Raw genomic sequence first — 25,962 nt, 5'->3', positions numbered from 1 at the left:
GTCAGCTCCTCGGCAGGCCGAGCATCCGCTCGGCGACGATGTTGCGCTGGATGAAGGTCGAGCCGCCGGCGATCGCCGTGCCGCGGGCCTGGTAGGCCAGCCGCAGCCAGCGCGCGTCCGGCTCTTCGTCGAGGCCGAGCTGGCCACCCAGCGGGTCGAGCGAGAGCCGGAAGTCGGCCAGGTCCTCGACCAGCGGGCAGAAGTACAGCTTCCCGATCGACGTCACCGGGCCCGGTGGCTCGCCTTCGCTGGCCTGCGTCACGACCCGCTGGCCGATCAGGTAATGCGTGAGTGCGCGCCCGTACAGGTCCGCGACGCGCTGGCGGATCAGCGGGTCCGTCCCGAGGGGACGGCCGTCCGGCCCGGTCCGGGCGGCGATGTCGGCGATGATGTCCTCGACCGCGCGCTTGGTGTTGACGCGGCCCGTGGCGATGGCGACGCGCTCGTACCCCAGCGTGCCCATGGCGACGCGCCAGCCGCCGTCCACCTCCCCCACGACCAGGTCGTCCGGCACGAAGACGTCGTCCAGGAAGACCTCGTTGAACTCGGCCTCGCCGAGCATGTGGGCGAGCGGCCGGACGGTGACGCCGGGGCTGTCCATCGGGAGCAGGAAGTACGTGATGCCCTTGTGGCGCGGGCCGCCGCCGGTGCGGGCCAGGAGGATCGCGTGCGCGGCCAGCTGGGCGCGGCTCGTCCAGATCTTCTGGCCCTGGATCATCCAGCCGCCGTCGACCTTCGTGGCCTTCGTGCGCAGCGACGCGAGGTCCGAGCCGGCCTCGGGTTCGGAGAAGAGCTGGCACCAGATCTCGGCACCGGTGAGGATCGGCCGCAGGAAGCGTTCCTTCTGCGTCTCCGTGCCGAAGCCGGCGATCGTCGGGCCGGCGAAGTCCTCGCCGATGATGTTGAGCCGTTCCGGGGCGCCGGCGCGGTCGGTCTCCTCGGTGAAGATCGCGCGCAGCTTCTCGCCGGCACCTTGGCCGCCGTACTCCTTCGGCCACGACAGGCCTGCGTACCCGGCATCGAACAGGAGGGCCTGCCACTGCCGCCAGAACGGCAGCTTGCCTTCCAGGTCCGGCGGCTCCGGCCAGGGCAGGTTCGGCAGCGTGTCCGCGAGCCACTTCCTGAGCTCGGCCCGGAACCGGGCCTCCTCCGGCGAGTCCGCGAGATCCATCAGCACTCCTTCGTGATGCTACGGTCCGATGTTAATATAGGTCTGACCAAAACGGGAGGGCTTGTGACAGCGGACTTCGTCGACGAGGTCACTTTCGACGTCGAGCGGGGCAAGATCCTGGAGTTCGCGCGCGCGACCTTCGCCGAGGATCCGGTCCACACGAGCGAGGCCTCGGCACGAGCCGCGGGGTTCGCCCGGCTCCCGGCGACACCGACGCACGTCGTGGTCGCCGGGCACCACCGCGACCAGCGCCGTTTCGTCGAGAAGCTCGGCTTGGCGTTCGACCGCGTCGTGGTCGGGTCGGTCAAGTGGACCTACGTTCGCCCCTTGCTCGCCGGTGACCGCGTGCACGGCGTCCGCCGCGTCGTCGACGATCGGCGCAAGGGTGCGCTGCGGATCGTGACCCTGGAGACCGACTACGTCGACACGGCGGGCGAGAGCGTCGTGGTGGTGCGGGAAACCCTGATCGAGCGAGGAGCGCAAGCATGAGGACCCCGGTTCAGGTCATCGCCGGCGACCAGGTGCCGGCCCGCGAAATCGGCCCGGTGACCCAGACCGACGTCGTCCGGTTCGCGGGCGCGGGCGGCGACTTCAACCCCTTGCACCACGACCCCGCCTTCGCCGAGGCCGCGGGGTTCCCCGGCGTGCTCGCGATGGGCCAGCTGCACGCCGGCATGCTCGCGGCGTGGCTGAGCGATTGGGCGGGCGTGGAGCACCTGCGCGAACTGGAGGTCCGGTTCGTGGCGCCGGTGTTCCTGGGCGACGTCCTCCGGTTCAGCGGCGAAGTGACCACTGTGGACGGTGACCGCGCCGCGCTGGAGCTGGCCGCGAACCGCGGCGGCGAGCCCGTGATCCGGGCTCGCGCCGCGATCACACGGCGATCTTGAGCTTCTCCGCAATGTCGGCGCGCAGCACGTGCTTCTGGATCTTGCCGGTCGCCGTCATCGGGAGCTGCTCGACGACTTCGAGGCGCTCCGGGAGCTTCTGGATCGCCAAGTCCCGACCCAGTAGGAACTCCTTGATCTCGTCCAGCGTGACCGCGCGGCCCGGCTGCGGGACCACGTAGCAGCAGATCCGCTCCCCCAGGCGCACGTCCGGCATGCCCACGACCGCGACCGCCGCGACGGCCGGGTGCTCGGTCAGCAGGTCCTCGATCTGCCGGACGCTGATGTTCATCCCGCCCCGGATCACGATGTCCTTGAGCCGCCCGGTGACGCGCACGTACCCCTCGTCGTCCATCACGCCGAGGTCGCCCGAGCGGGAGTAGCCGCCGGGCGTGTCCAGCGCCGCGGTCTCGGCGGGGTTGCCGAGGTAGCCCAGCATGTGCGACGGACCGCGGTAGGCGATGTCGCCTTCGGTCCCGCGGGGCACTTCCGCGCCCAGGTCGTCGACGATCTTCACCGAGCTGCCCGGCAGTGCCCGGCCGTCGGACGTCACCGATCGCGCGGGGTCGTCGTCGACCGTGCACGTCGTCGTGGTCAGGTTCTCGGACCGGCCGTAGAGGCTGAGGATCCGGCAGTCCGGCAGCAACCGCCTCGCCCGCTCCACGAAACTGCCGGGGATCGGCGCGCCGGCGGCCACCCAGAGCCGCATGCTGCCGGCGTCGTGCTCGGCCGGGTCGTAGACGTCCATGAGCATCTGCAGGAACGTCGTCGCGGTGACCGCGGCGGTGCAGCCGAACCGGCGGATGTGCTCCGCGCCGCTGCGCGGTTCCCACGCGGCCATGAGGTGCGAGCCGGCGCCGTGCATCAGCGGCAGGAAGACGCTGGTGACCAGGCCGGTCGTGTGCGTGATCGGTGACGGCCCGAACTGGACGTCGTCGGCGGTGTAGCCGAACGCCGTCGCCAGCAGCCGGGAACCGCAGGCCATGGTGTTGAACGTGTGGACGCAGCCCTTGGGGCGTGACGTCGTCCCGGAGCTGTAGACGATGACGAAGGGATCGTCAGGGTCCGCGGCCGGGCCGAGTTCGGCCGCCGCCTCGTCCGGGTCGACGTCGGCGAACAGCGACTCGAACGGCGTCCCGGCCGACCCGCGCACCACGACCACCTGCTCGAGGCCGAGCGAGCGGTACATGCCGGCGTAGTCGAAGGCTTTGAACGTCTCGGCCGTGATCACCAGGCGCGCGCCGGCGTTCTGCGCGATGAAACCGACTTCGTCGCGCCGGTAGATCGGCATGATCGGCACCATGATCGCGCCGAGCCGCGACAACGCCGCCGCGGCCTGCACGAGTTCCACCCAGTTCGGCAGCTGGACGCAGACCCGGTCCCCCGTGCGGACGCCCCGGCGTCGCAGGCCGATCGCGAGCCGCAGCACGCTGTCGCGCAACCCCTTGAACGTCAGGGATTCGGTGTCGTCGGTCAGGAAGACCTTGTCCGGGCGTTCGATGGCCTGGGCGTCCAGCAGGTCGGCGAGGGTTTCCCGGCGCCAGCGGCCGGTCGCGTAGTACTGCCGGATTTCTTCGGCGGAGTAGCGGTCGTGGACCGTCATCATCGGCGATCATCCTCGATCTCGGCGATTCTGGTTCGACGGTAATATGGTTAGACCAAAACGTCAACGCCGCTGCCACACCGGTTCGCGCTTCTCCCGGAACGCCCGCACGCCCTCGACCAGGTCTTCCGTCGTGAACGCGAGCGCCAGCTGCGCTTGCAGCACATCCAGGGCCTGGCCGAGGTCGAGGTCCCGGGTCGAGTCCAGTGCGTCCTTGCCCAGCTTCATCAGCAGCGGCGACTTCCCGGCGACGCGATGCGCCCACACCCGCACGGTCTCGTCGAACTCGGCATCGGGGACGACCTTGTTGACGACGCCGAGCGCCGCGGCTTCGGCGGCGGACACCGTGTCCCCCAGCATCATCAGCTCGTTCGCCTTGAGCCGGCCGACGTTGCGGAAGATGAGCGCGGAGATCATGAACGGGAAGGCACCCACGTTGATCTCCGGGCAGCCGAACCGCGCGGACTCCTTGGCCACCACGAGATCGCAGGCGAGCGCCAGCCCGAACGCCCCGGCGAGGACGTCACCGCCCGCCGCGCAGAGCACCGGCTTGCCGAGGGCGGCGATGAGCTTGAACAGCCGCGGGAACCGGTCGAGCCCGGCGTACTTGGCGATCGGCGGCCGGTCGTCGGCGAACGCCTTCAGGTTGCCGCCCGAGGAGAAGATCCGCTCGTGCGACGACTCCAGCACGACGACCCGCACCCCGTCGTCGGCCCGCGCGGCCTCCAACGCGGCCAGGAGCTCGTCGAGGAGTTCGTCGCCCAGCGCGTTCCGGGTCTTCGGATCGTCGAGCGTCACCCAGGCGGCGCCGTGGTCGTCGACCCGGTAGCGCACCAGTTCCGGCATGCGTGCTCCTTCAGTGCGTCAGGACGACTTTGCCGAAGCCGTCACCGCTTTCGAGGTACTCGTGCGCGGCCGCCGCCTCGTCGAGCGGGAACGTCCGGTCGAGCACCGGCGGCGGAACGTCGTGCTCGGCCAGGAATCCCAGCAGCGCCGCGAAGTCGCGGGGGCTGCCCATGGTCGTGCCGAGCAGGCTGAACTGGCCGAAGTAGAACGACCGCACGTCGAGCGGCACCTGTTCGGCGCGCGACGCCCCGAGCACGACCAGCCGCCCGCCGGGTTTCAGCGCCCGCAGCGAGTCTTGCCAGGCCCCGACGGGATCGAGGACGACGTCGAACCCCTCGCCGCCCGGCGCGAGCGCCCGAGCGGCGGCAGCCCAGTCCGGCTCGGTGTACCGGACTCCCGCGGCGGCGCCGATTTCCCGCGCTCGTTCGATCTTCGCCTCCGACGACGACGTCACGCAGACGGTCGCTCCGGCCGCCGAGCCCAGCAGCACCGCGGTCGTGGCGACGCCGCCGCCCGCGCCGAGCACCAGCAGGGACTCACCCCTCCGCAACCCGGCTCGCGAGAACAAGGCGCGGAACGCCGTCACGCCGACCAACGGCAGCGCGGCCGCTTGCGCCCAGCTGTACCCGGCGGGCTTGGCGACGACGTTCTCCGCCGGCACCGAGACCGCCTCGGCGTACGTCCCGGGCCGGTGGTCGCCGAGGATCTCGAAGCCGGACGCCGGCGCGGCCTCGCCGGCACCCCACCCCAGCGACGGCAGGATCACGACTTCCTCGCCGGTGTCCAGCACTCCCGCGCCGTCGGCGCCGGGGACGTGCGGCAGCGGCGAACCGTACCGGCCCTGCCGCACCAGGACGTCGTGCCAGTTCAGCGCGCTCGCCCGCAACCGGACGACCACGTCACCCGGGCGCCCGGCCGGTGAGGGAACCTCCTCCGGCCGCAAGCATCCCGCCGCTCCGAACTCCCGCAGGACGATCGCCCGCACACTTGCCTCCTCATTAAGGTCGTACCATTAGACCCTAACCCGGAGGAGCGCTCAAGAGGGATCGGCCATGGCCAGCCGGAGGTACTGCGAGATCGCCTCCGCCCGGTTCTCCGCGCCCAGCTTGCGGAGGATGCGCTTGACGTGGGACTTGACCGTCCCGCTGGTGATGACGAGCTCGTCGGCGATGCGGTTGTTGGTCGCGCCGGTCGCCATCAGCGCGAGCACCTCGCGCTCGCGGCCGGTGAGCAGCTTCTCGAGCGCGGCCGACGAGTGCGGCCGCGTCCGCGACGGCCGCAGTTCGGCGACGGCGGCGTGCCGGGTCAGGTCGATCTCCGCGGAGGCCAGGTCGTCCAGAACGGCTTCGACGGTGCGCATCGCGACCCGCACCTGCTCGCGTTGCTCCCGCAGCCGCGTCAGGAGCACGGCCCGTTCGAAGAGCCGGCCGAAGCCGAGCGCAAAAGCCCACAGCAGGTCCCGGTCGAGCGCGGTCACCGGGCCGTCGACGTGGTCGGCGTGCAGGAACCCGATGACGCGCCCGGTCGGCAGCAGCGGCGCCGCGACGTACGACGTGAGCGCCGACGCCCGCAGGAGCGGCCGGTACACCCGCGGGTCGTGCGCCGGGTCGGTGACCAGGGCCGGCTGCCGCTTGCGGACCATCTCGGTCTCCAGCAGCAGGTGGTCGAGCCGGATCTCCGGGATCGCGGTGATCCACTCGCGGAACGTCCGTTCCGCCTCCCGGTCGCCGACCGCGTAGGACTTCCACGGCCGCCACAGCGAACCGTCGACCCGCGAGAGCATCACCCGGCCGAACCCGCAGCCCCCGACGACCGCCTCGCACGCCCGGTCCAGCAGCTCGTCGGAATCCGTCACCGCGCCGAGCCGGACCAGGCTCGCGTCGAGCGCTGCCCGCCGCCGCGCCCGCTCACCTTCGCGGAGCTCGCCCAGCTCGTGCCGCAGGGCGTAGACCTCCGCCAGCACCGCGCCGGTCCGGGCCGGATCCGCCGTTCCCACCGTCAGCCGCTCGCCGAGCTCGCCCGCGGCGGCGGTCAGGGCCACCTCGGCGGACTCCGGATCGCTCGCTCCGGCCGACGGCATCCCGGCCCGCTCGAGGGCCGAGCGCACCTGGGTGAGCAGCTCGGACGTCCGGCCACCGGTGGTCACGGCCGCGGGCCCGGCAGGAATGCGCGCACGTCGTCGTGCCCCTCTCGTCGCGATCGGGAGTCGCCGCCGATGGTAGCCCGACAATAACGATCGTTCACAGTCCTGTGTTAGGTTCGGCGGGTGGACAGGGAGCGCAAGATCCTGGATACGGCCGCCGCCGTCTTCTTCGAGAAGGGCTTCCACGGCGTCGGGGTCGACGAGCTCGGCAAGCGGGCCGGGCTCAGCGGCCCCGCGCTCTACCGGCACTTCTCCGGCAAGGACGAAATCCTCGCTTCGCTGTTCAACGAGGCGCTCGACGAGCTGCTCAGCGCCACCGCGCCGGTGCACGACGACCCGGCCGAGGACCTGGACCGGCTGATCCGCCACCACGTCGGGTTCACCCTCTCCCACCGGCACCTGGTGAACGTCTACCAGCGCGAGGACCGGTCACTGGTCGAACCGTGGAAGCGCCAGTTCGACCGCCGGCGCCGCCAGTACCTCGCCCGCTGGGAAGCCGCGGTGGCCCGCCGCTTCCCCGGCGCGGGCCCCGCCGAGGTCGCGGCCGGCACGCAGGCCTGCCTCGGCGTCATCTTCTCGGTCGCCTACTGGCCCACCGCGCTGGCGAGCACGCCGTCGCTGGCCGACCTGATCACCGGGTACGCGACGACCGGACTGTCTACTTTGGAGTGAGCTTCCGGCGGACGTCGTCGCGCAGCACGTGCTTGCGCACCTTTCCGGTCGCGGTCATCGGCAGCTCGTCCAGCACCTCGAGCCGTTCGGGCAGCTTCGGCGTAGCGACGTCCTTCTCCCGGAGGTAGCCCGTCAAGTCGGCGAGCGACGGCGGCTCACCGGCCGGGACGACGTAAGCGCAGACCCGTTCCCCGAGCCGTTCGTCGGGCATCCCGACCACGGCGACGGCGGCGACCCGCGGGTGCTCGACGAGCAGCTCCTCCAGCTCCCGGGCGCTGATGTTGAGCCCGCCGCGGATGACGATGTCCTTGAGCCGCCCGGTGACGCGCACGTAGCCGTCGGCGTCCATCACGCCGAGGTCGCCGGAGCGCGACCGGCCGTCGGCGGTGAACAGCGCGGCCGTCTGCTCCGGATCCCGGTAGTACTCCAGCATGTGGCTCGGACCGCGGTAGGTGATGTCGCCCTGGGTGCCTCGCGGCACCTCCTCGCCGAGCTCGTCGACGATCTTCACCGACGCCCCGGCGATCGCGGAGCCGTCCGACGTCGCCGACCGGTCCGGGGCGTCGTCGAGCGTGCACATGGTGGTGAGGAAGTTTTCCGAGCGGCCGTAGAGGCTCAGGACCCGGCACCCGGCGAACTGCTCCCCCGCGCGCCGCACGACCGAACCCGGGATCGGCGAGCCCGCGCAGACCCACAGGCGCAGGCTCGCCGCGTCGTGCCGGTCCGGGTCGTAGGCGCCCATGAGCATCTGCAGGAACGGCGTCGCGGTGACCGCGGCGGTGCAGCCGAACTTCGCGATCCGCTGCCACGCCTCGGCCGGGTCCCACGCCTCCATCAGGTGCGAGGCCGCGCCGGTCAGCAGCGGCAGCAGGAAGCTGGTGGCGAGCCCGGTGCTGTGGGTGACCGGGGACGGTCCGAACTGCACGTCGGCCTCGCCGTAGCCGACGCTGCGCGCGATCGCGGCGGCGCTGGCGCGCACGGTGTTCAGCGTGTGGAAACAGCCTTTCGGCCGCGCGGTCGTGCCGGAGGTGTAGACGATGAGGAAGCCGTCGTCGGGCGACGGCGCCGGACCGAGCTCCACCCCGGGCCGGTGGAGGTCGTCGAGCCGGACGTCGCCGTCACCGCGGACCGCGACGACGGCCGTCAGGTCCGGGCAGCTCCCCCGCAGCGCGGTGAACATCGCGAGGTAGTCGAACCCCTTGAACTCGCGGCAGGTGACCGCCACCTTCGCGCCGGAGTGCCGCAGGACGTAGCCGACCTCTTCGGCCCGGTAGATCGGCATGATCGGCACGAGCACCGCCCCGAGGCGGTTGACCGCCGCGGCGACGACGAAGAACTCGGTCCAGTTGGGCAGCTGCACCGCGACCCGGTCGCCGTGGCCGACGCCGAGCCCGGCCAGCCCGCCGGCCACGGCAAGAGCCTGGTCGCGAAGATCCGCGTAGGTGAGCTCACTGGTGCCGTCGGAGACGAACACCTTGCCGCCGCGAGCCTCGGCCTGCCCGTCCAGCAGGGCGGAAAGCCCCTCCGGGCGCCAGAATCCGGCCTCGTAGAAGGCCTTGATGTCGGCCTCGGCGTACCGGTCGTGAACGGAGATCGTGTGCGTCATCGGCAGCCCTTCCGACCATCAGTGATCCACACCACACTGAACTGGTCGAACGATATAATGGACTGACCATTACGAGCAAGGGTCAGCCGACCCGGACTTCGCTCAGGAATTCGTAGGCTGCCAGCCGGCTGCTCAGCAGGTCAGCGAATCCCCGACCGCCTTCCGGCAGCGAAACGACCACCCTCGGCCGGGGGCCGGAGTCTTCGACGTGCACACCGTGCTCGTGCCCGGCGTCCGACAGCTCGGCGACCAGCGCCCGGATCTCCCGGCGCAGCGCGTCCTGGCGCAGCGCGGGCTTGGCGACCTTGCCGACCGGGGTCACCGGCAGCCGGTCCAGCACGACGACCTCGGCCGGCACCGCGGCCCGTTCCTGGACGTGCTCCCGGCAGAAGGCCAGCAGCGCCTCCGGTCGCGTCGCCGTCCCGGCCTTCAGCTCGACGTAGGCCACGGGCAGCTCTCCCTTGCCCGCCGTGGGCCTGCCGACCGCGGCCGCCATGCTCACGTCGGGGTGGCGGGACAGCGCCTCCTCGATCTGCCCGGGGTCGATGTTGTGCCCGCCTCGGATGATGAGATCCTTGGCACGGCCGGAGATCCAGACGTAGCCGTCCTCGTCGACGGTGCCGAGATCCCCGGTGTCGGCCCAGCGGGTGCCCTCGTCCCGGACGTGGAGCGCGGCGTCCTGCGTGGCGTCGAGGTATCCCTCGGTCACCGACGGCCCGCCGATGACCAGCGCACCACGCTCGCCGGGCGCGCATTCGCGGACGACTCCCCCGGCCCCGTCGAGCTCGACCGCGCGGACGCGGAAGTGCGGCAGCGCCCGGCCCGCGGACCCGATCCGCGGGCGGCTGCCGTCGTTGTAGTGCCCGGTGATCGTGCCGTGCAGCTCGGTCATGCCCCAGTTTTCCCGCAGCCACACGCCGAAGCGCTCGTGGAACTCCGTCGCGAGCGCGACCGGCAGCTGGCTGCCGCCGACGTGGAAGTCCGCCAGGCAGTGGCCTTCGGCGTCGCCGCCGGCGGTGAGGATGGCCCGCGCCGTCGTCGGCGTGGCCAGCAGGGACGTCATGCGGTAGTGGCGGGCGATGTCCCAGAAGGACGCCACTACCTCGCGCGAACGGAACCCCGACGTGGTGAGCGTGAGCAGGGTCTGGCCGAAGAGCATCGCCCGCAGTCCCAGGGACAGCGACCCGCCACAGTGGAAGTTCGGCATCCCGTGCCCGACGACGCCGTCGCGTTCGGAGCCCATCAGGGCGCCGACGTTCCACGCCACGGTGAGCTGCCCGCGCTGGGTCATCCGGACGAGTTTCGGGGTGCCGGTCGTGCCGCCGGTCGGCATCGCCATGACCGTCCGGTCGGGATCGGGGTCGAAGACCCGGACGTCGTCCTCGTGCGCCTGGACGGCGGCGGCGAAGTCGTCGCCGACGGAGAACACGTGCCGCAGGCTCGGCACGTGTGCGCGTGGATCGTCCTTCCCGTCCAGGATCTCCCGGGTCGTGACCAGAGCCGTCGCGCCGACCTCGGTCAGGATCCGGTACAGCGACGCGGGTTCGAGGAACGGGTTGAGCGGCACGGCGACGCCCGCCGTCGCGGCACCCCACAGCGCGGTCAGGCCTTCGGGCACCATGGGCAGCAGCAACGCCGTGACACCGCCACTGGCGCCGAACAGGCGAGCCGACAGCTCGACCTCGCGCACCAGCTCGCGATACGTCACGATCCGCGCCGGGGCCAGGAAATCCGGCGGTTCGACCAGCACGATGGCCGGCTTCTCCGGGTCCAGCGCGGCCGCCGCGGACAGGCAGCCGAGGATCGTGTCGGCGGGACGCAGGTCCTCCGGTGGGCACGCTTCGACGTCCGCCACGTCCGCGGGCGACGTCACGCGGCGCCGCACCGGTTCGGGCCTGCGGTTCACGACTCCACCGCGACGGGCATCGGCACGGCCGCCGGCAGTGCCGGCCGCGACCGGTACAACGCGAGGGCCGCGCCTGCCCCGGCGAGGCACAGCGCCAGGCAGGCCGCGGTGATCGTCCAGATCCCGAACACGGAGTCTTCGAGGGCGACCGCGGTGAGCGGCGCGAAGCCGGCGATCACCCCGGCGACCTGCATGCCGAGGGATCCCGCGGTGTAGCGGACCTCGGTCGGCAGGCAGTCCACGATGAACGCCGGGAAGATCCCGTTGGCGGCCGCGTGGCCGAGGCCGGCGACCGCGAGCAGCGCACCGAAGATGAACGGCACGCTGCGGCTGTCCAGCGCCACGAAGTAGACGGCCAGCAGGAGGCCTTCCACAAGCAGCCCGGCGGCCAGCAGACGGCCGCGGTGCACGCGGTCCGACAGTGCGCCCCACACCGGGTTCATGACGACGACGAGGAACGTCGCCACGGTGATGACCCACAGCATCGTGGTGCGGTCGACGCCGGCGGTGTTCACCGCGTAGCTGAGGCTGTAGATCGTGAGGACGTACCAGATCGACATCATGCCGGCCATCACGAGGACGATGCCGAGGATGGCGCGCGGGTACCGCGTGAGCGCGGTGCGGATCGGCTTGGAGCGCGCGCCGGATGCGACGAAGTCGGGCGTCTCTTCCAGGCCGTAACGCAGCAGCAGGCCGACCAGGACGATCAAGGCGCTGCCCAGGAACGGCACGCGCCAGCCCCAGGATTCGAGCTGGGCCTGGGGAAGCAGCGTGACGAGCGCGAACACCGCGGTCGCCAGCACGGTGCCCGCCTGGGCACCGGCGGTCGAGAAGCTGCCGTAGAAGCCGCGTTTCCCCTCGGGGGCGTGCTCGACCGAGATGAGCACGGCTCCCCCGAGCTCACCGCCGACGGCCAGGCCCTGCCCGAGCCTGAGCACCACCAGCAGCACCGGGGCCAGTGGACCGATCGCTTCGTAGCCGGGCAGCAGGCCGACGAGGACCGTCGCGACGCCCATCAGCACGATCGTCAGGAGCACCGCCGTGCGCCGGCCGCGGCGGTCGCCGATGTAGCCGAAGAGCAGGCCACCGAGCGGGCGCACGAGGTAGCCGCTGGCGAACGTCGCCAGGGACAGCACGAGCGCCACCTGCGGGCCGACGCCGTGGAAGAACAGCTTGCCGAACACCAGCGCCGCAGCGGTGCCGTAGATGACGAGGTCGTAGTACTCCACGACGGAGCCGAGGAACGCGGCCGAGGCCGCCCGGCGGGGACTGTGTGCTGCCATGTCAACTCCACTCGAACCGGGGTCAGCGGGTGGTCGCGGTCGTCGACCGGACGACGTCGAAGGTGAGCGAGCCCTGCTCGGCGCGCTCGCGGAGGACGAACTTCCGGATCTTGCCGCTGGGTGTCGCCGGCAGCTCGTCGACGAACGCCCAGAAGACCGGAGTCTTGTGCGGGGCGAGCTGGGATCGCAGGAACCCGGTCAGCTCTTCCACCGACGGGCGTTCGAACCCGGCCCGCAGCTGGAGCACCGCGCCGATCTGCTCGCCCCACGTCGCGTCCGGGACGCCGATCGCCGCGGCGTATTCGATCGCGGGGTGCTCCTGGAGCGTGCCTTCGATCTCGGCGGGGTAGATGTTCATCCCGCCGCGGATGATCATGTCCTTGCTCCGGCCGCGGATCTTGAGGAAGCCGCGCTCGTCCAGGGCACCGATGTCCCCCATGTGCAGCCAGCCGTCCGCGTCGATCGCCGCCGCCGTTTCCTCGGGCATGCCGTGGTACCCCAGCATGTTCTGGTAGCCGCGGCAGCAGATCTCGCCGCTCTCGTGCAGCGGCACCGGAGCGCCGGTCAGCGGGTCGGCGATCTTGACCTCGAGCTGCGGGAGCGGCTGCCCGACGGTCTCCGCCTGGTCCTCCGGGCTGTCGGTGACGCGGGTCTGGCTGACGACCCCGTGGGCTTCCGTCTGTCCGAAGAGGATGCTGAACTGGCAGCCGAGCGCGGCCTGCGTCTTGCGCACGAGGGCCGCGGGCACCGCCGAGGCGCCGCTCATGATCGTCTGCAGGCTCGACAGGTCGCGGGTCACGAGATCGGGGTGGTCGAGCAGCGCGATCAGCATGGTCGGCACCACCAGGGTGTGCGTGCCGCGGTAGGTCTCGAACGCCTCCAGCAGCAGCCCGGGGTCGAACCCCGGCAGGATGACGAACGTGCCGCGCTTGGCCCACGCCCCGAGGGAGGTCACCGCGCCGCCGCCGATGTGGTACATCGGCATCGCGTTGACGTACACGCCGCCGTCGGCCATCCCGGCGCGCTCGGCCACGTGCCTGGCCTCGTTCACGAGTCCTTTGTGGTGCAGCATGGCCCCTTTCGGGAAGCCGGTGGTGCCCGAGGTGTACTGGATCTGGAGCACGTCCCCCGGCCGCACGACCGGCAGTGCGCGGGCCGGGTCGCCGCTCGCGACGAACGCGTCCCAGTCGTCGAACGTGACGATCTCCCGCAGGTCCGGGGTCTCGCCGCGGATGTCGTCGAGCATGCCGCGCATGTCGAACCCGCGGTGCCCGGCGGGGCAGAACACGCCGACGGCCCCGGACTGGCGGAGCACGAACCCGACTTCCCGGGCCCGGTAGGCGGGGTTGAGCGCCACGAGCACCATGCCCGCCAGTGCCACCCCCTGCTGCAGCACGATCCACGCCGCGCTGTTCGGGGCCCAGACGGCGATCCGGTCGCCGGGCGAGAACTTTTCCAGCAGCGCCCGCGCGACCCGCTCGGCGTCGGCGAGGAACCCGGCGTAGGTCCACGACTTCCGCGCACCGGGATCCGGCGCGCAGTCGACCAGCGCCACCCGGTCCGGGACGGTCGCCGCGGCGTGGCGCAGGGTGTCGCACACCGTGACGTCGTGCACCTCGCCCGGCTCGGCCGGCCAGTAGGACGTTTCGAGAACCCGCACGCCGCCCATCCCCAACTCCCTTGTCCGTGATGTGACCGGGGCCACCGGACCCTACCTCGACGGTCCGACAATAGGAATGGTCTGACCGGAATTTGTATGACAGACTCGGCGATGAGGTTGCATCATGCGTAGTCGATCAGCAAGCCATCCGGAGGTACCCGTGCCGCTCGTCCGCGACTACCCCGACTCCGCCGTCGTCATCGCCGGCGGCACCTCCGGCGTGGGCCTGGCCACCGCACTGGCCTTCGCGGATGCCGGCGTCCGGCGCATCGCCCTGCTCGCGCGCGGCACCGAACGCGGGAAGCTCGCCCGCGAGCGCGTCCTCGACCGGCACCCGGGCGCCGAGGTGGTGTTCATCCCCACCGACGCCGAAGACCTCAGCCAGGTCACCGCTTCCGTCGCCGAGGCGCACCGGGCGCTGGCGGGCATCGACGTGCTCGTGAACTCGACGACCGCCACCTACCGGCCGGAGCTGCTGCACCTGACCCCGCAGGCCGACGTCGAAGGGATCCTGACCCGGCAAGCCCTCCCGCCGATGCACCTGACCCGGGCGGTCCTGCCGCTGATGCGGGAGCAGGGCGGAGGCAGCATCGTGAACATCGCCTCCGACGCCGCGAAGGTGGCCACTCCCGGCGAAGCGGTGCTGGGTGCCGCGATGGCGGCGATCGTGATGTTCTCGCGCGTCACCGCCATCGAAGCCAAGCGCGACGGGGTGCGCGTCAACGCCGTGACGCCGTCACTGATCTCGGGCACGCCGACCGCCGACAACGTCCTGCGCGACGGGTTCAGCAAGAAGCTGTTCGAGAAGGCCGCGAGCCAGGCCCACCTGGGCGTCGCCGAGCCGGACGACCTCGCCGCGCTGATCGTCTTCCTGGGCGGCCCCGCGGCCGCGAAGCTCACCGGCCAGGCCATCAGCGTGAACGGCGGGATCTCCGCCGCCTGAGTCCTTCGCCATACATGGTCGTGGATCCGGTCGCAAGGCCTGTAGAATCTCCGGTCATGCCGACCCCAGGAGCTCTCGAGACGTCGTCGACCGACTCGGCGCTGGCACCCGGAAGCGCGCGGTCACTGCTGATCACGATCCTCGGCGAGCTGGTGTGGCCCACCGGCGAGCCCGTCTGGACCGCGACACTGGTGCACATCCTCAAAGGGGCGGGCTTCGAGGAGCAGACCGCCCGGCAGGCCATCGCCCGCGCGTCCGGTTCCGAGTGGATCGTCCCGGAGCGCCACGGCCGCGAAGTCCGGTGGACGCTGAGCGACAAGCTGATCCACATCTTCGAGACCGGGTCCGGCCGCGTCTACTCGCTGAGCGACCCCTTCAGCAGCTGGGACGGCACCTGGCTCGCGTTGTGGACCAGCATCCCGCAGTCCCTGCGCGGTGCACGGCGCCCGCTGTACGCCGGGCTCACCTGGGCCGGGTTCGGGAACCCCGTGCCCGGGCTGTGGCTGACCCCGCACGTCGAACGCGCCGCGGAGGTCGGCCGCCTCCTCGACGAGCTGGACCTCCGGCAGCACACCGTCGCCTTCACCGGCAACCTCGACGCGGTCGGGCTCCCCCGCGAGGAGATCGTGGCGCGGGGCTGGGACCTCGACGCGCTGCGGACCCGGTACGAGGAGGTCTGGGCGGCCATGAACGACCTGCGCCCGGCCGGCGACGACGAGATCCTGACCGCGCACATCCGGCTGGTCAGCGAGTGGCAGGAGTTCCCGCGGGTGGATCCGCAGCTCCCGGAGGCGCTGCTGCCCGACTGGGTCGGCCGGCGGGTGGCCCGCCGGATCGAAGCCTTCCGCGCGGAGTGGACGCCGATCGTGCGACGCCGCTTCGGCGAGCTGAATGCCGTCTGACCCGCTCACGACCACCAGGGGACCCTCGTTGAACCCACCAGCCGCACAACCCGTCGTCGTGGGCGGCGGCCCCGAAGCCCTGTTCGCGGTCACGGTCTTCGAAGACGGCGTCCGCGCCGAGATGACCACCGGGCCGTGGTCGGACAGCGCGGGTTCGCTGGGCGTGCTGGCGGACAACGTCCTCGGCTACGCCCTGATCGAGGGCGCGCCCGCGGGGCTCTGGTCGGTGAGTGCCGAGATCTCCCTCGACTTCTTCCGGCTGCCACCCGTCGACGGGACGACCCTGCGTGCCGAAGGACGGACACTGCACGCGACCTCGGCGACCGGCCTCGCCGAGGGATCGATCGTCGACGCGCAGGGCAGGTTGGTGTCCCGCTGCCGGCAGTGGGGGCGCTACGTAGCGCTTTCCGGCCCGGCACCCGAGGGCCGGCCCACCACCACACCGACCGTGGGACTCCTCGCCAAGATCCGGGAGCAGGTGTCCGCCGCGGACGGACGCGCCGAACTGCGCATCGACGTCGGCGACGACCTGGTCAACCCGATCGGCACACTGCACGGCGGGATTTCGTTGTGGCTGGCGGAACTCACGGCCAGTGCGGCGCTCGCGCGGCCGGACTTCGTCCCGGCGTCGTTGACGGCCACCTACCCACGCCCGTTTCCGCACGGGGAGGTCGCCACCTTCCGGGCCGAAGTCGTCACCGCCGGCCGGCGCATGGCCGTCACCCGGGTGATCGGCGCCAACCGGGCGGGCAAACCGTGCGTCGTCGCCACGGTGCACCACCACATCCCGGGCTGACCCCGGCCACGACGCCGGCTCGGTGTCGCCTTCGGTCCGGGCACGCTGCATCGACTCGTTCCTCCACCGCGTCAGCCGGGGGGTGCGGCACGTCTCCAATACTCTACGGCGATTGTGATCGAGTTACGTGACGCGTAGAGTCTCCCGTATCGCCCACGAGAGGAACCACGCTGATGACCGACGCGGCAGCCATGACCCGACTGGTGGCGGCGGCACGCGACCCGCGTGCGTACCTCGCGCGGTGGCGGTCCAAGCACCCGGGCGCGGCGGTGCTGGGCGTGCTGCCGATGAACTTCCCGCGCGAGCTCGGGCACGCGGCGGGCGCGCTGCCGGTGATCGTCCCGGACGACCAGCAGCCGATCACCGAAGGCCGGGCGCTGCTGGCGGAGTTCTACTGCGGCTACACCCGCAACCTCGCCGACCAGGCGGCGACCGGCCGGCTCGCCGTCTACGACGGGATCTTCACCGCGGACCACTGCATCCAGCTGATCGGCGCCGCCGACATCGTGCGCGCGGTGCAGCCGGACACGACCGTCTTCCTGGGCATGCTCAACTCGTCCATGAACGACCCGTGGGCGGCGGCGAAGATCGCCGACACGATGCAGCGGATCCGGGCGGAAATCGAGAGCTTCACGGGAAATCCGGTCGAACCCGAAGCACTCCGGGCGAGCATCAGGGCGTACAACCGCGACCGCAGGCTGATGCGGCGGCTGCTCGACGAGCGCAGCGCGGGCAATGCCGCGTTCAGCCCGGTCGAGCTCCAGGACATCATCGCGGCGAGCATGGTCATGGACCCCGGCGAACACCACGCGCTCCTCGCCGAGGTGCTGGCGGAACCCCGGGCCGCCGAACGGGACGACCGGGTGCGGGTGCACCTGTCCGGGCACCTCTGCCACGCGCCGCGCCGCGAGCTGCTCGAAGTCATCGAGGACAGCGGTGCGCTCGTCGTCGACGACGACCTCTACTACGGCCGGCGCTACCTTTCCACGGACGTGGCCGAGGACGGCGATCCGGTGCAGGCCCTGGGCGAGTGGTACGCGCGGCGCAACGTCACGATCCCCTGCCCGACCCGCGTCCAGCAGGACGTCGACTGGGACACCTACCTCGTCGACGCCGTCCAGCACAACGGGGCCGAGGCCGTCATCCACCTCATGCCCAAGTTCTGCGAACCGCACATGCTGTATTACCCCGAACTCCGGAAGAGTCTCGAAGCCGCCGGTATTCCCCAGCTCCAGCTGGAAACCGAGCACGAAGGCATGCCGTTGGAGACCTTCCGCACCCGGATCGAAGCCGTCGTCGAACGCGCCCGGCGGCGCCGTCCGGTCCGGGTCTGAGACCATCGATCCCAGGAGGACGAATGTTGGGCAGCATCGAAAAGCCCGTCGAGGACAAGAGCAACCGGCTGGGCGTCACCCGCCGGGGCGGCCGGATGATCACCGATTACTGGGAAGACCTCTTCACCGCACGGGAGCGGGGAAAGCAGATCGTCTGGTACAACGGCGGCGCGCTGAACCCGATCTTCCAGGCCGCCGGCCTGGCGTGGTGCCACGGCGAGGCGTTCGCCGCCCGGCTGGCCGCGCAACGGCTGGAGGGCCCGGCGCAGCTGGCCGGCGCGGAGTACGGCTACAACTCGGAACTCTGCTCGTACTCGCGGACGCACCTCGGCTGTTCCGTGCTCACCCTGCAGGGCACCGAAGGCGACCAGACGGGCGTGGTCGGCGTGCACGACCAGGAGGTGCTCGCCGCGAAGCTGCCGGCGCCGGACTTCTTCGTCAACAACTACGCCGGCTGCAGCACCGGGCAGCAGTGGGACGGCATCTCCTACCGGATCTTCGGCAAGGAACTGCCGATCTTCACCATCTCCCACCCCTACCTCTGGGGGAACCAGCCCGACGCCGGTTATCTGCGGGGCGAGGAGTGGGAAACCGCTTCCACGTTCGTCACCGACCAGCTGCGCGAGCTGATCGGCTTCCTCGAACACCAGACCGGCCGCCCCTTCGACTACGACGCGCTGTCGGAAAGCATGACCCACATCAAGCGTGCGGCCGAGCTGCGCCGGGAAGGGCTGGACCTGTGCAAGACCACGCCCGCCCCGGCGACGTTCTGGGACTGGATCGCGAGCGTCGCCCCGATCAACTTCCTGCCCGGCAACCAAGACCTCGTGGACTACTTCGCGGCCGTGCGCGACGAAATCCAGGACCGGGTCGACAACGGCGTCTCCGCGGTGCAGGACGAGAAGTACCGCCTGTACTTCGACGGCATCATGAACTGGAACAAACTCGGCTTCCTGTCACGGAAGTTCGCCGAGTACGGCGCCGCGGTGCTGGCCGGGCGCTACATCCAGAACGCGTTCTGGCAGGAGCCGCACCTCATCGACACCGAGGACCCGTTGCGCGGCATGGCGCAGCACTACCTGCTGTGCCCGACGAACCACGGCGCGAAGACCCTGGACCACCTGACCCTGCGCGACTGCCGCGACTACGGCCTCGACGGGATCGTGTTCCACTCGACCCGCACCTGCCGCGCCTTCACCGGGCCGCAGCGGTTGCTGGCGAAGTCCGCGCGGGACAACCTGGGCATCCCTTCCATCTTCTTCGAGGGTGACGTCGCGGACGCCTCCTTCTACAAGGACGGGGTGCTGGAGAGCCGGCTGGTGGCCATGCTGGAGGCGATCGACGTCCGCCGTGAGCGTGGCGCGCTGCCGGAGGACTACTCGGCCGTCTCATGACCCACTACCTGGGCGTCGACCTCGGGTCGACCACCGCCAAAGCCGTCGTCGTGGACGAGCACGGTTCCCTTGCGGGCCAAAGCGTCGTCCAGATGGGCGCGGTGAGCCGGCAGGGCATGCAAAAGGCCGTCGACGCCGCACTGACCGAGGCCGGCATCCCGGAGAACGGCGTCGCGGCCACGGTGTCGACCGGGTACGGGCGCAAGCTCGTGCCCGGAGCGCACCGGACGTTCACCGAGATCACGTGCCACGCCCGCGGAGCCGCGGCGATGCGCCCGGGTGTCAAGCTGATCATCGACATCGGCGGCCAGGACAGCAAGGCCATCAAGGTCGACGCCGACGGCCTGGTGGACGACTTCGCGATGAACGACCGCTGCGCCAGCGGCACCGGCCGCTTCTACGAAGTGCTCGCCCGCGCCATCGAGTGCGACATCGGGGAGCTGGGCGAGCTGGCGCTGACGGGCAGCGAGAGCCTCGAGGTCAGCAGCATGTGCGCCACGTTCGCCGAAACCGAGATCATCTCGATGCTCGCGGAAGGCCACTCGACGGCCGACATCGCGGCATCGGTGCACCGCGCGGTCGCGGGCCGGACCCTGGCGCTGGTGGCCCAGGTAGGCCGGCACGCCCCGGTCGTGATGACCGGCGGCGTCGCCCGGAACCCGGCGGCGGTGCGGTTCCTGGAGCAGGCGCTCCGCCTCGACGTCGAGGTGCCCGAGCACCCGCAGATCACAGGTGCCTACGGCGCGGCCCTGCTGGCGATGGAGTCGTCCGCGGAGCGCGGCGCGCCCGCGGACGGCGACGCCGACGCCGACACGAGTGAACGGCTGTTCCCGCGGACGCCGTCCGGCCATTCCTGCGCCGGGTGCGAGGGACACGCCGGCGGCGCCGTCCACTTGGGAGCGTCGATCAAGCTGCACCCGCTCAGCGAGGCGGGCCCACGATGACGTCCCCGAAGGGGAATTCCGGTCAGCGTGGTTTGCCGAACCACGTGCACAAGGCTTCGCGGAGCGACGTCGGATCGGGGGCGCCGTCCGTCGCCCAGGCGATGTAGCCGTCCGGGCGGAGCAGCAGCGCGGTCACCCCGGGCGTCTCGGGTAGCCGGCGCACGTCGACCCGGTCGGTCCAGCCGGCCGCGACGGCCCGCATCTCGGCCGAGCCGGTCAGATCGGCCAGGACCGGCCGCGGGCCTTCGGCCAGGCCGGGAACGTCGGGCAGGTACCGCCCGGTCAGCGAGTGGGTCCAAGGGCCTACGTCGTAACGGATGTCGAGGCCCTGCAGCCGGGCTCCCAAGATGTCGGTCAGGGTCACGTCGGCCTCGAGCAGCTGGGCGAACAGCGCGCGCATCGCGCGGCTGTGCGGATCCGGGCGCATGATCGCGATCTGGGCACGGGTGTTCTCCAGCACCCGCTCGGCCACCGGGTGCCGTTCGGCGGTGTAGCTGTCCAGCAAGCCGTCGGGCGCCCAGCCCCGGACGGCCGCGGCCAGCTTCCACCCCAGGTTGGCGGCGTCCTGCAGGCCGGTGTTCAAACCCTGGCCGCCGAAGGGCGGGTGCACGTGCGCCGCGTCGCCGGCCAGCAGCACCCGGCCCAGCCGGTACGTCGCCGCCTGGCGGGTGTTGTCGGTGAACCGGGCCGCCGACTCGACCGCGGTGACGACCACGTCGGTGTCGCCGACCCGGCGCAGGGCGTCCTGCAGCTCGGCCCGGGTGACCGGAGCGTCGCGGTCGGCGGGCGGTCCGGCGAACTCCACGCTGAGGACCCGGCCGGGTTTCGGCCCGTGTGCGTACAAGCCGCGGTCGGTGACGTGCCATCCGGTGGGCAGCGGCACGGCGGGGTCCAGGGTGAGCGTCGCCTGGTAGCCCGTGGTCAGCGGGTCCGTGCCGGGGAACGCGAATCCCGCCAGCTTGCGGACGGTGCTGCGGCCGCCGTCGCAGCCGACGAGATACGCGCACCGGATGGTCTTCGCGCCGCTGCCGGTGCGTACCTGCACGGTCACGTCGTCGGCGTTCCGGGTGAGGCCGGTGACCTCGTGGCCGGTCAGCACCGGCACGCCGAGCTCGGCCACCCACGCGCCGAGCAGCCGCTCGAGGGCTTGCTGCGGCAGGACTGTGGGCGGCGGGATCTCGAGGGACGACTCGGCGTTCAGCAGCAGGCCCGCGAAGTGCCCGCCGAACCGGGCCTGCCGACCGTCGGCAGCGGTGCGCTCGCGGGCGAACGACGCGAACCCCTCACCGTGCTTCGCGCTCTCCTCGGCGATCCGGTCCGCAAGCCCGCGCCGGGCGAGCAGCTGGGTGCTGCGCCCGCTGATCCCGCCGGCCTTGAGGGCTTGGTTCTGTTCGGTCAGGCGCTCGAGCACGGCCACGGAGACACCGGCAAGGCTCAGCTCGGCCGCGAGCAGCAGCCCCACCGGGCCGGCGCCGACAACCACAACGTCAGAGTTCATGAAATCTAGGATCGTCCTAAGTTTGTGACGGTGTCAAGTTTGACTCTGGTATAACTTCGGCCATGCACGAAGGACTGCGGGAACGCAAGAAGCGGGAGGCCCGGCAGCACATCTCCGATGTCGCGACGCGCCTGTTCGCCAAGCGTGGGTTCGAGGCCGTCACGGTCGTGGAGATCGCCGAGGCGGCCGGGGTCGCCAAGGCCACGGTCACCAACTACTTCCCGCGCAAGGAGGACCTGCTCCTGGATCTGCAGGCGGAGGCCGAGCGTCTGCTCGTCGACGCCCTCCGAGAGCGTCCGCCCGGCCAGCCCGCCGTCGAAGCGGTCCGGGCCTTGATGCACCGGTTGCTGGCCCAGCGGCACGTGCTGTCCACTGCCGCGCCGGGCATGGCGCGATTCGGTCGCCTGATCGCGGAGAGCCCCGCGTTGCTCTCGCGAGCCCGGGAACAACGCGAATACCTGGAATCGGCGGTGGCCCGCCGGCTGACCGAGGAAACCGGCGACGCGGTCCGCGCCGACCTGGTCGCCCGCCTGCTCCTGGCCACGGCGACCACCGTCGTGGTCACCCCGATCCGGCGGCTCGTCGCCGGTGAACCGGCCACGACGGTCACCAAGGAGCAGAACCAGGTGATCGACGAGGCCTTCGACCTGCTGGCCGCCGGGATCGGCACCTTCGGCAGCTGACCACTTCCCCGGCACCAGGCCGGACAGCGACTACCTAACGCTTTCCCACGGCTGCGCCCGCTTTCGCCCAATTGGCGCGCAGGTCCGTCAGATAGGTCCGGGCCTGCGCGCCGGGCTCGGTGCCGCGCGCGAACGCTTTCATGTTGCCGGGCCCGGCGTTGTAGCCCAAAGCGAGCAGTTCGTCGGCGGTGTACCGGGTGCCGTGCTTCGCGGGCAGCTGGGCAGCCAGGTCGTGCAGGTACCAGGCTTCGGCCTGGATGGCGAGGTCCGGATCGTCGGGCAGCTCCTGCCACTGCCGGGCCGCGAACGGCCGCCCGCGGCGGGTCTGGTCGTAGGTGGCGCGGTGCATGTTCGCCACCCCGAAAGCCGCGTCCGGCTTGAGGTTCTGCCACGCGCGCTCGAGCTGCGGATCGTGCGGTTTGTACGACTCGTTGTAGAGGATGGCCAGCACCAGCTGCGGATCGACGCCCGCTTCCCGAGCCCGGGCGATGACCTGCGAAGCGAACTTCGCCGGGTCGGGGTTCACCGCGGAGTCCTGAGTGGACGGACTCGTGGCGGGCGAAGCCGGGCCGGTCGACGTCGCGGGAGCACCGCCCACCGGGGCCGGGGAGCATCCGGCGATGGCCAGCGCCAGAGCGACCGCGAGAACTCGGTACGGTCGCATGCTTCCCGCCTTTCGTCGGCCTTCTGCCCACTCTAGGCCGTCAGCCGACGCCGGGGTGACACCGCACCAGAGCCCAGGTTAACGAACCTTTGCGTCCGGCGAACCCGGCGCTGACCACCGCGGTCATACCCTCGGCTCGGTGTCGTCCACATCGCCGCCGGGAAGGCCCGCCGTCCTCGGCACCCGGAAACCCTGCATCGCGGCCGCAGCCGGCCTCGTGGTGTTCCTGGCGCTCCTCGTCTCGGCCGGCGATCTGCTCCCCTGGGCCGGCGGATTCGACCTCGCCGTCCACCGCTGGTCCGCGACGGACCGCAGCGCCGGCCTGACGTCGTTCGCCGCCGGGGTCACGTCGACCGCCTCCTCGGCCTTCACCGCCCCGCTCGTCTTCGTGGTCGCGGTGGCTCTGACGCCGGGACCGGTGCGGGCCAAGCTGAACCGGGCCGTGCTCGTTCTCCTGCTGATGCTGCTCGGAGTGCTCACCCGGTACGCGATCTCCGAACTGATCGCCCGCCCCAGGCCACCGGCCTCGGATTGGGCCGTCGACGCCGGCGGCCTGTCCTTCCCCTCGGGTCACACCTCCGACGCGGCGCTCGCCGCGGGGTTGATCGCCTGGCTCGTCGTCCGCCGCTTCGCCCGCGCCCCACGGTGGCTCGTCTGGCTCATCGCGGTGGCCTACGCGCTCACGATCGCGTGGACCCGCGTCTACCTCGGCGTGCACTGGCCCACCGACGTCCTCGGCAGCCTCGCCTTCGTCACCACCTGGCTGTCCGCCGCACTGGTCCTGCAACGCATCGACGAACGCGAGGCGAACGACCGTCCGGGACACGCGGTCCCGGACCGCTCCGATCTCACGCGCTGAGCACGCCGGTCCCCAGCAAACCCAAGAGCACAGCGCCGACGACCACCCGGTAGACGACGAACGCCGTGAAAGTGTGGCCCGCGACGAACTTCAGCAGCCACGCGATGGCTCCGTAAGCCACGGCGAACGACACCACCGTCCCGACGAGCAGCGGCACCACGTCGAGACCGCCACCCAGTGCGTCCTTCAGCTCGTACAACCCGGCTCCCGTCAACGCCGGGATCGACAGGAAGAACGACAGCCGCGTCGCCGCTACCCGGTCCAGGCCGCGCAGCAAGCCGGTCGAGATCGTTGCGCCGGAGCGGGAGAAGCCCGGGAACAGCAGCGCGAGGATCTGGGACGACCCGACGAGCATCGCGTCCGTCAGCGTCGTGTCGGCTTCGGTGCGCTTGCCGGAGCCGAACCGGTCGGCCGCCCACATGATGGCGCTGCCGATGATCAGCGACGCCGCCACGACCCACAGCGAAGCCAGCGGTCCCTTGACCAAGGACTGGAACAGCAAGCCGGCCGCGACGATCGGCACCGTCGCGAAGATGACCCACCAGGCGAACTTGTAGTCGAACTCCTGCCTGGCTTCCCGGTGGACGATGCCCCGCCCCCACGCGCCGACGATGCGGACGATGTCGCGGAAGAAGTAGACGAGCACGGCCGCGATGGCACCGACCTGGATCACCGCGGTGAACCCGACGACGGACTGGTCGTCGACGGGGATGCCCATCAGGCCTTCGGCGATCTTCAGGTGGCCGGTCGAGGAGACCGGCAGGAATTCGGTCAGCCCTTCGACGATGCCGAGGATCACGGACTGGCCGAGGTCGATCACGCTCAAGAAAGGTTCCTTCACAAGAAGATGGCAAGCACCCGGGGCGGGGGTGGGGGGGGGGGACCCCGGATGCCTGCCAAGTCTGGTTCGACCGGTGGCCGGCCGGCCACCGCTGGTTCAGCCTCGATCGACGCCGTGGTGGTCGAATCCGTCGTCTCCGAAGCCGTGGAGCGCGGCAACGACCAGCGCGGCGAAGACGAGCAAGGCCGCCACTGCCGCGATCAGTATGACCAGGCGCCGGTTGCCGCCGACCGCCGCCTCACCGCGGCCGAGGAGAGTAGCGACGTCCGCACCGAGCTGTCGCTTGGCCGAGCCGAAGACCGGAGCCCAGCCGGCGGACGAACTCGCCGAGGCCGTCCGCGGGGGCAGGTCCGCGGCGGTCCCGGCGAGCTCGTCCCGGTACCGGGCCGCGGCGACCCGGGTCAGGCGCTCTTCCACTTCGTCGACCGTGAGCCTGCCTTCGCCCGCGGCCTCGGCCAGGTGCTGCCGAGCCTCTTCCCGTTCGGCGTCCGAGCACCGGATCCCGCTCGGATCGCTCTCATCGCTGCGCATATCCACCGCCAAGCTATCGGGTTTCGCGTTCATCACCGGCTAGGACCGGGTTAACGCCCGGCAAGAACCATCAGGGAGCGGGCAGTTCGAGGCGGTACCCGTAGCCGCGCACCGTCGTGATCGTGGGAGCGGGCGCCGAACTCGTCGCCGCGCCGGCGAGTTTCCGGCGCAGCGTCACGATGTGGACGTCCAACGTCTTGGTCGAGCCCCGCCAGTGGGTGTCCCACACGTCGGCCATCAGCGTGTCCCGGCTGATGGCCGCGCCGGGCTCCTGCGCCAGGCGGTGCAGCAAGTCGAACTCCTTGGGCCGCAACGCGATCTCGTCCCCCGACAGGGTCACCCGCCGGGCGGCCACCTGGACGACCATCTCCCCCACGCGCAACGGCACCACGCTGGACGTCCCGCGGCGCAGGTGCGCGTGCAGCCGGGCGAGCAGTTCACGCAACCGGAGCGGTTTGGTCAGGTAGTCGTCCGCGCCCACCTCGAGTCCGACGACGACGTCCATCTCCTGCGTCCGCGCCGTGATCATGATGATCAGGGCGTCGGGGGTGATCCCCCGCGCCCGCCGGCACACCTCGATGCCGTCGAGATCCGGCAGCCCCAGGTCGAGGAGGACGATGTCGTATTCGTCGATCTGCATCCGGCGCAGTGCGTCACCACCCGTGCGCGACCACATCACGTCGTAGTCGTGCATGCGGAGCGCGGATTCGAGCAGGCTCCCGATGGTTTCATCGTCTTCGACGAGAAGAACAGCGGCCATGACGAATTCTATCCGGTTTCCGATCACGAATACCGGATT

Annotated in this window: 25 protein-coding genes; 11 read left to right on the top strand and 14 right to left on the bottom strand. The window is 71.1% G+C overall.

Annotated features, from left to right (window positions below):
* Nucleotide 1: 1 nt before the first annotated feature.
* A complete protein-coding gene (locus QSK39_RS31930; RefSeq protein WP_285481557.1) occupies nt 2–1,171 on the bottom strand; it encodes an acyl-CoA dehydrogenase family protein in 1,170 nt (389 codons plus the stop codon).
* Nucleotides 1,172–1,234: 63 nt separating this feature from the next.
* On the opposite strand from QSK39_RS31930, the gene QSK39_RS31925 reads away from it, so the two are divergent.
* Together QSK39_RS31925 and QSK39_RS31920 are read left to right on the top strand one after the other, a co-directional pair.
* Nucleotides 1,235–1,660, top strand: coding sequence for an FAS1-like dehydratase domain-containing protein (locus QSK39_RS31925; protein ID WP_285481556.1), 426 nt, complete (start codon nt 1,235–1,237; stop codon nt 1,658–1,660).
* Complete coding sequence (locus QSK39_RS31920; RefSeq protein WP_285481555.1) at nt 1,657–2,058, top strand: MaoC/PaaZ C-terminal domain-containing protein; 402 nt, start codon at nt 1,657–1,659, stop codon at nt 2,056–2,058. Before QSK39_RS31925 ends, QSK39_RS31920 begins: the two co-directional genes overlap by 4 nt.
* Here the strand turns inward: QSK39_RS31920 and QSK39_RS31915 are convergent.
* From QSK39_RS31915 to QSK39_RS31900, 4 genes are read right to left on the bottom strand one after another with little or no spacing between them, the layout of a single operon-like run.
* The gene (locus tag QSK39_RS31915; protein ID WP_285481554.1) at nt 2,042–3,661 is read right to left on the bottom strand and encodes an AMP-binding protein; all 1,620 of its coding nucleotides are present in this window, start codon (nt 3,659–3,661) and stop codon (nt 2,042–2,044) included. The genes QSK39_RS31920 and QSK39_RS31915 overlap by 17 nt on opposite strands.
* Nucleotides 3,662–3,721: 60 nt before the next feature.
* Nucleotides 3,722–4,504, bottom strand: coding sequence for an enoyl-CoA hydratase/isomerase family protein (locus QSK39_RS31910; protein ID WP_285481553.1), 783 nt, complete (start codon nt 4,502–4,504; stop codon nt 3,722–3,724).
* Nucleotides 4,505–4,514: 10 nt separating this feature from the next.
* Entirely contained in the window at nt 4,515–5,489 is a 975-nt protein-coding gene (locus QSK39_RS31905; RefSeq protein WP_285481552.1) for a zinc-binding dehydrogenase, read from the bottom strand.
* Nucleotides 5,490–5,540: 51 nt separating this feature from the next.
* Nucleotides 5,541–6,650, bottom strand: a complete 1,110-nt coding sequence (locus QSK39_RS31900) for a LuxR C-terminal-related transcriptional regulator (RefSeq protein ID WP_285481551.1) — start codon at nt 6,648–6,650, stop codon at nt 5,541–5,543.
* Nucleotides 6,651–6,770: 120 nt separating this feature from the next.
* On the opposite strand from QSK39_RS31900, the gene QSK39_RS31895 reads away from it, so the two are divergent.
* Nucleotides 6,771–7,319, top strand: a complete 549-nt coding sequence (locus QSK39_RS31895) for a TetR/AcrR family transcriptional regulator (RefSeq protein ID WP_285481550.1) — start codon at nt 6,771–6,773, stop codon at nt 7,317–7,319.
* Here the strand turns inward: QSK39_RS31895 and QSK39_RS31890 are convergent.
* The 4 genes from QSK39_RS31890 to QSK39_RS31875 form a co-directional block, all read right to left on the bottom strand.
* Nucleotides 7,306–8,925, bottom strand: coding sequence for an AMP-binding protein (locus QSK39_RS31890; protein ID WP_285481549.1), 1,620 nt, complete (start codon nt 8,923–8,925; stop codon nt 7,306–7,308). The genes QSK39_RS31895 and QSK39_RS31890 overlap by 14 nt on opposite strands.
* Nucleotides 8,926–9,007: 82 nt before the next feature.
* Nucleotides 9,008–10,831: an AMP-binding protein gene (locus QSK39_RS31885; protein WP_285481548.1), complete on the bottom strand. Its 1,824-nt coding sequence runs from the start codon at nt 10,829–10,831 to the stop codon at nt 9,008–9,010.
* Nucleotides 10,828–12,114: an MFS transporter gene (locus QSK39_RS31880; RefSeq protein ID WP_285481547.1), complete on the bottom strand. Its 1,287-nt coding sequence runs from the start codon at nt 12,112–12,114 to the stop codon at nt 10,828–10,830. The genes QSK39_RS31885 and QSK39_RS31880 overlap by 4 nt, the downstream gene beginning before the upstream one ends.
* A 22-nt stretch (nt 12,115–12,136) precedes the next feature.
* Nucleotides 12,137–13,774 (bottom strand): AMP-binding protein, encoded by a 1,638-nt coding sequence (locus tag QSK39_RS31875; RefSeq protein ID WP_285481546.1) that lies wholly within the window; start codon nt 13,772–13,774, stop codon nt 12,137–12,139.
* 160 nt (nt 13,775–13,934) lie between these two features.
* Here QSK39_RS31875 and QSK39_RS31870 point away from each other — a divergent pair, with 160 nt between their 5' ends.
* The 6 genes from QSK39_RS31870 (at nt 13,935) to QSK39_RS31845 (ending at nt 20,087) form a co-directional block, all read left to right on the top strand.
* Nucleotides 13,935–14,717: an SDR family NAD(P)-dependent oxidoreductase gene (locus QSK39_RS31870; RefSeq protein WP_285481545.1), complete on the top strand. Its 783-nt coding sequence runs from the start codon at nt 13,935–13,937 to the stop codon at nt 14,715–14,717.
* Nucleotides 14,718–14,773: 56 nt separating this feature from the next.
* A complete protein-coding gene (locus tag QSK39_RS31865) occupies nt 14,774–15,619 on the top strand; it encodes a PaaX family transcriptional regulator (protein ID WP_285481544.1) in 846 nt (281 codons plus the stop codon).
* A gap of 28 nt (nt 15,620–15,647) precedes the next feature.
* A complete protein-coding gene (locus tag QSK39_RS31860) occupies nt 15,648–16,415 on the top strand; it encodes a PaaI family thioesterase (protein ID WP_285481543.1) in 768 nt (255 codons plus the stop codon).
* Nucleotides 16,416–16,588: 173 nt separating this feature from the next.
* Nucleotides 16,589–17,749 (top strand): 2-hydroxyacyl-CoA dehydratase subunit D, encoded by a 1,161-nt coding sequence (locus QSK39_RS31855; protein ID WP_285481542.1) that lies wholly within the window; start codon nt 16,589–16,591, stop codon nt 17,747–17,749.
* Between the two features lie 23 nt (nt 17,750–17,772).
* Nucleotides 17,773–19,143, top strand: a complete 1,371-nt coding sequence (locus QSK39_RS31850; protein WP_285481541.1) for a 2-hydroxyacyl-CoA dehydratase subunit D — start codon at nt 17,773–17,775, stop codon at nt 19,141–19,143.
* Nucleotides 19,140–20,087, top strand: coding sequence for an acyl-CoA dehydratase activase (locus QSK39_RS31845; protein ID WP_285481540.1), 948 nt, complete (start codon nt 19,140–19,142; stop codon nt 20,085–20,087). Before QSK39_RS31850 ends, QSK39_RS31845 begins: the two co-directional genes overlap by 4 nt.
* Nucleotides 20,088–20,109: 22 nt before the next feature.
* Here QSK39_RS31845 and QSK39_RS31840 read toward each other — a convergent pair whose 3' ends face one another.
* Nucleotides 20,110–21,597: an FAD-dependent oxidoreductase gene (locus QSK39_RS31840; RefSeq protein ID WP_353051098.1), complete on the bottom strand. Its 1,488-nt coding sequence runs from the start codon at nt 21,595–21,597 to the stop codon at nt 20,110–20,112.
* Between the two features lie 50 nt (nt 21,598–21,647).
* Here QSK39_RS31840 and QSK39_RS31835 point away from each other — a divergent pair, with 50 nt between their 5' ends.
* Nucleotides 21,648–22,268 (top strand): TetR/AcrR family transcriptional regulator, encoded by a 621-nt coding sequence (locus QSK39_RS31835; RefSeq protein ID WP_285481538.1) that lies wholly within the window; start codon nt 21,648–21,650, stop codon nt 22,266–22,268.
* 34 nt (nt 22,269–22,302) lie between these two features.
* Here the strand turns inward: QSK39_RS31835 and QSK39_RS31830 are convergent, their stop codons facing one another.
* Nucleotides 22,303–22,932 carry a transglycosylase SLT domain-containing protein gene (locus tag QSK39_RS31830; RefSeq protein WP_285481537.1) on the bottom strand — a complete coding sequence of 210 codons (630 nt, stop codon included), beginning with the start codon at nt 22,930–22,932 and terminating at the stop codon, nt 22,303–22,305.
* A 139-nt stretch (nt 22,933–23,071) separates the two neighbouring features.
* Between QSK39_RS31830 and QSK39_RS31825 the strand changes: the two genes are divergently transcribed.
* Nucleotides 23,072–23,791, top strand: a complete 720-nt coding sequence (locus QSK39_RS31825; protein WP_285481536.1) for a phosphatase PAP2 family protein — start codon at nt 23,072–23,074, stop codon at nt 23,789–23,791.
* Here the strand turns inward: QSK39_RS31825 and QSK39_RS31820 are convergent.
* The 3 genes from QSK39_RS31820 to QSK39_RS31810 all read right to left on the bottom strand — a co-directional run bounded on the left by QSK39_RS31820 (nt 23,781) and on the right by QSK39_RS31810 (nt 25,923).
* Nucleotides 23,781–24,611, bottom strand: coding sequence for an undecaprenyl-diphosphate phosphatase (locus QSK39_RS31820; RefSeq protein ID WP_285481939.1), 831 nt, complete (start codon nt 24,609–24,611; stop codon nt 23,781–23,783). The genes QSK39_RS31825 and QSK39_RS31820 overlap by 11 nt on opposite strands.
* 117 nt (nt 24,612–24,728) lie before the next feature.
* Nucleotides 24,729–25,163, bottom strand: a complete 435-nt coding sequence (locus QSK39_RS31815; RefSeq protein WP_285481535.1) for a DUF1707 SHOCT-like domain-containing protein — start codon at nt 25,161–25,163, stop codon at nt 24,729–24,731.
* 70 nt (nt 25,164–25,233) lie between these two features.
* Nucleotides 25,234–25,923, bottom strand: a complete 690-nt coding sequence (locus tag QSK39_RS31810) for a response regulator transcription factor (RefSeq protein WP_285481534.1) — start codon at nt 25,921–25,923, stop codon at nt 25,234–25,236.
* Nucleotides 25,924–25,962 lie beyond the last annotated feature (39 nt).

This window comes from Amycolatopsis sp. NBRC 101858 (genome assembly GCF_030269325.1).
GTDB classification, from domain to species: domain Bacteria; phylum Actinomycetota; class Actinomycetes; order Mycobacteriales; family Pseudonocardiaceae; genus Amycolatopsis; species Amycolatopsis ponsaeliensis.
The sequence above is the reverse complement of the archived record's forward strand: the minus strand, read 5'-3'. Positions and strand labels throughout refer to the sequence as shown.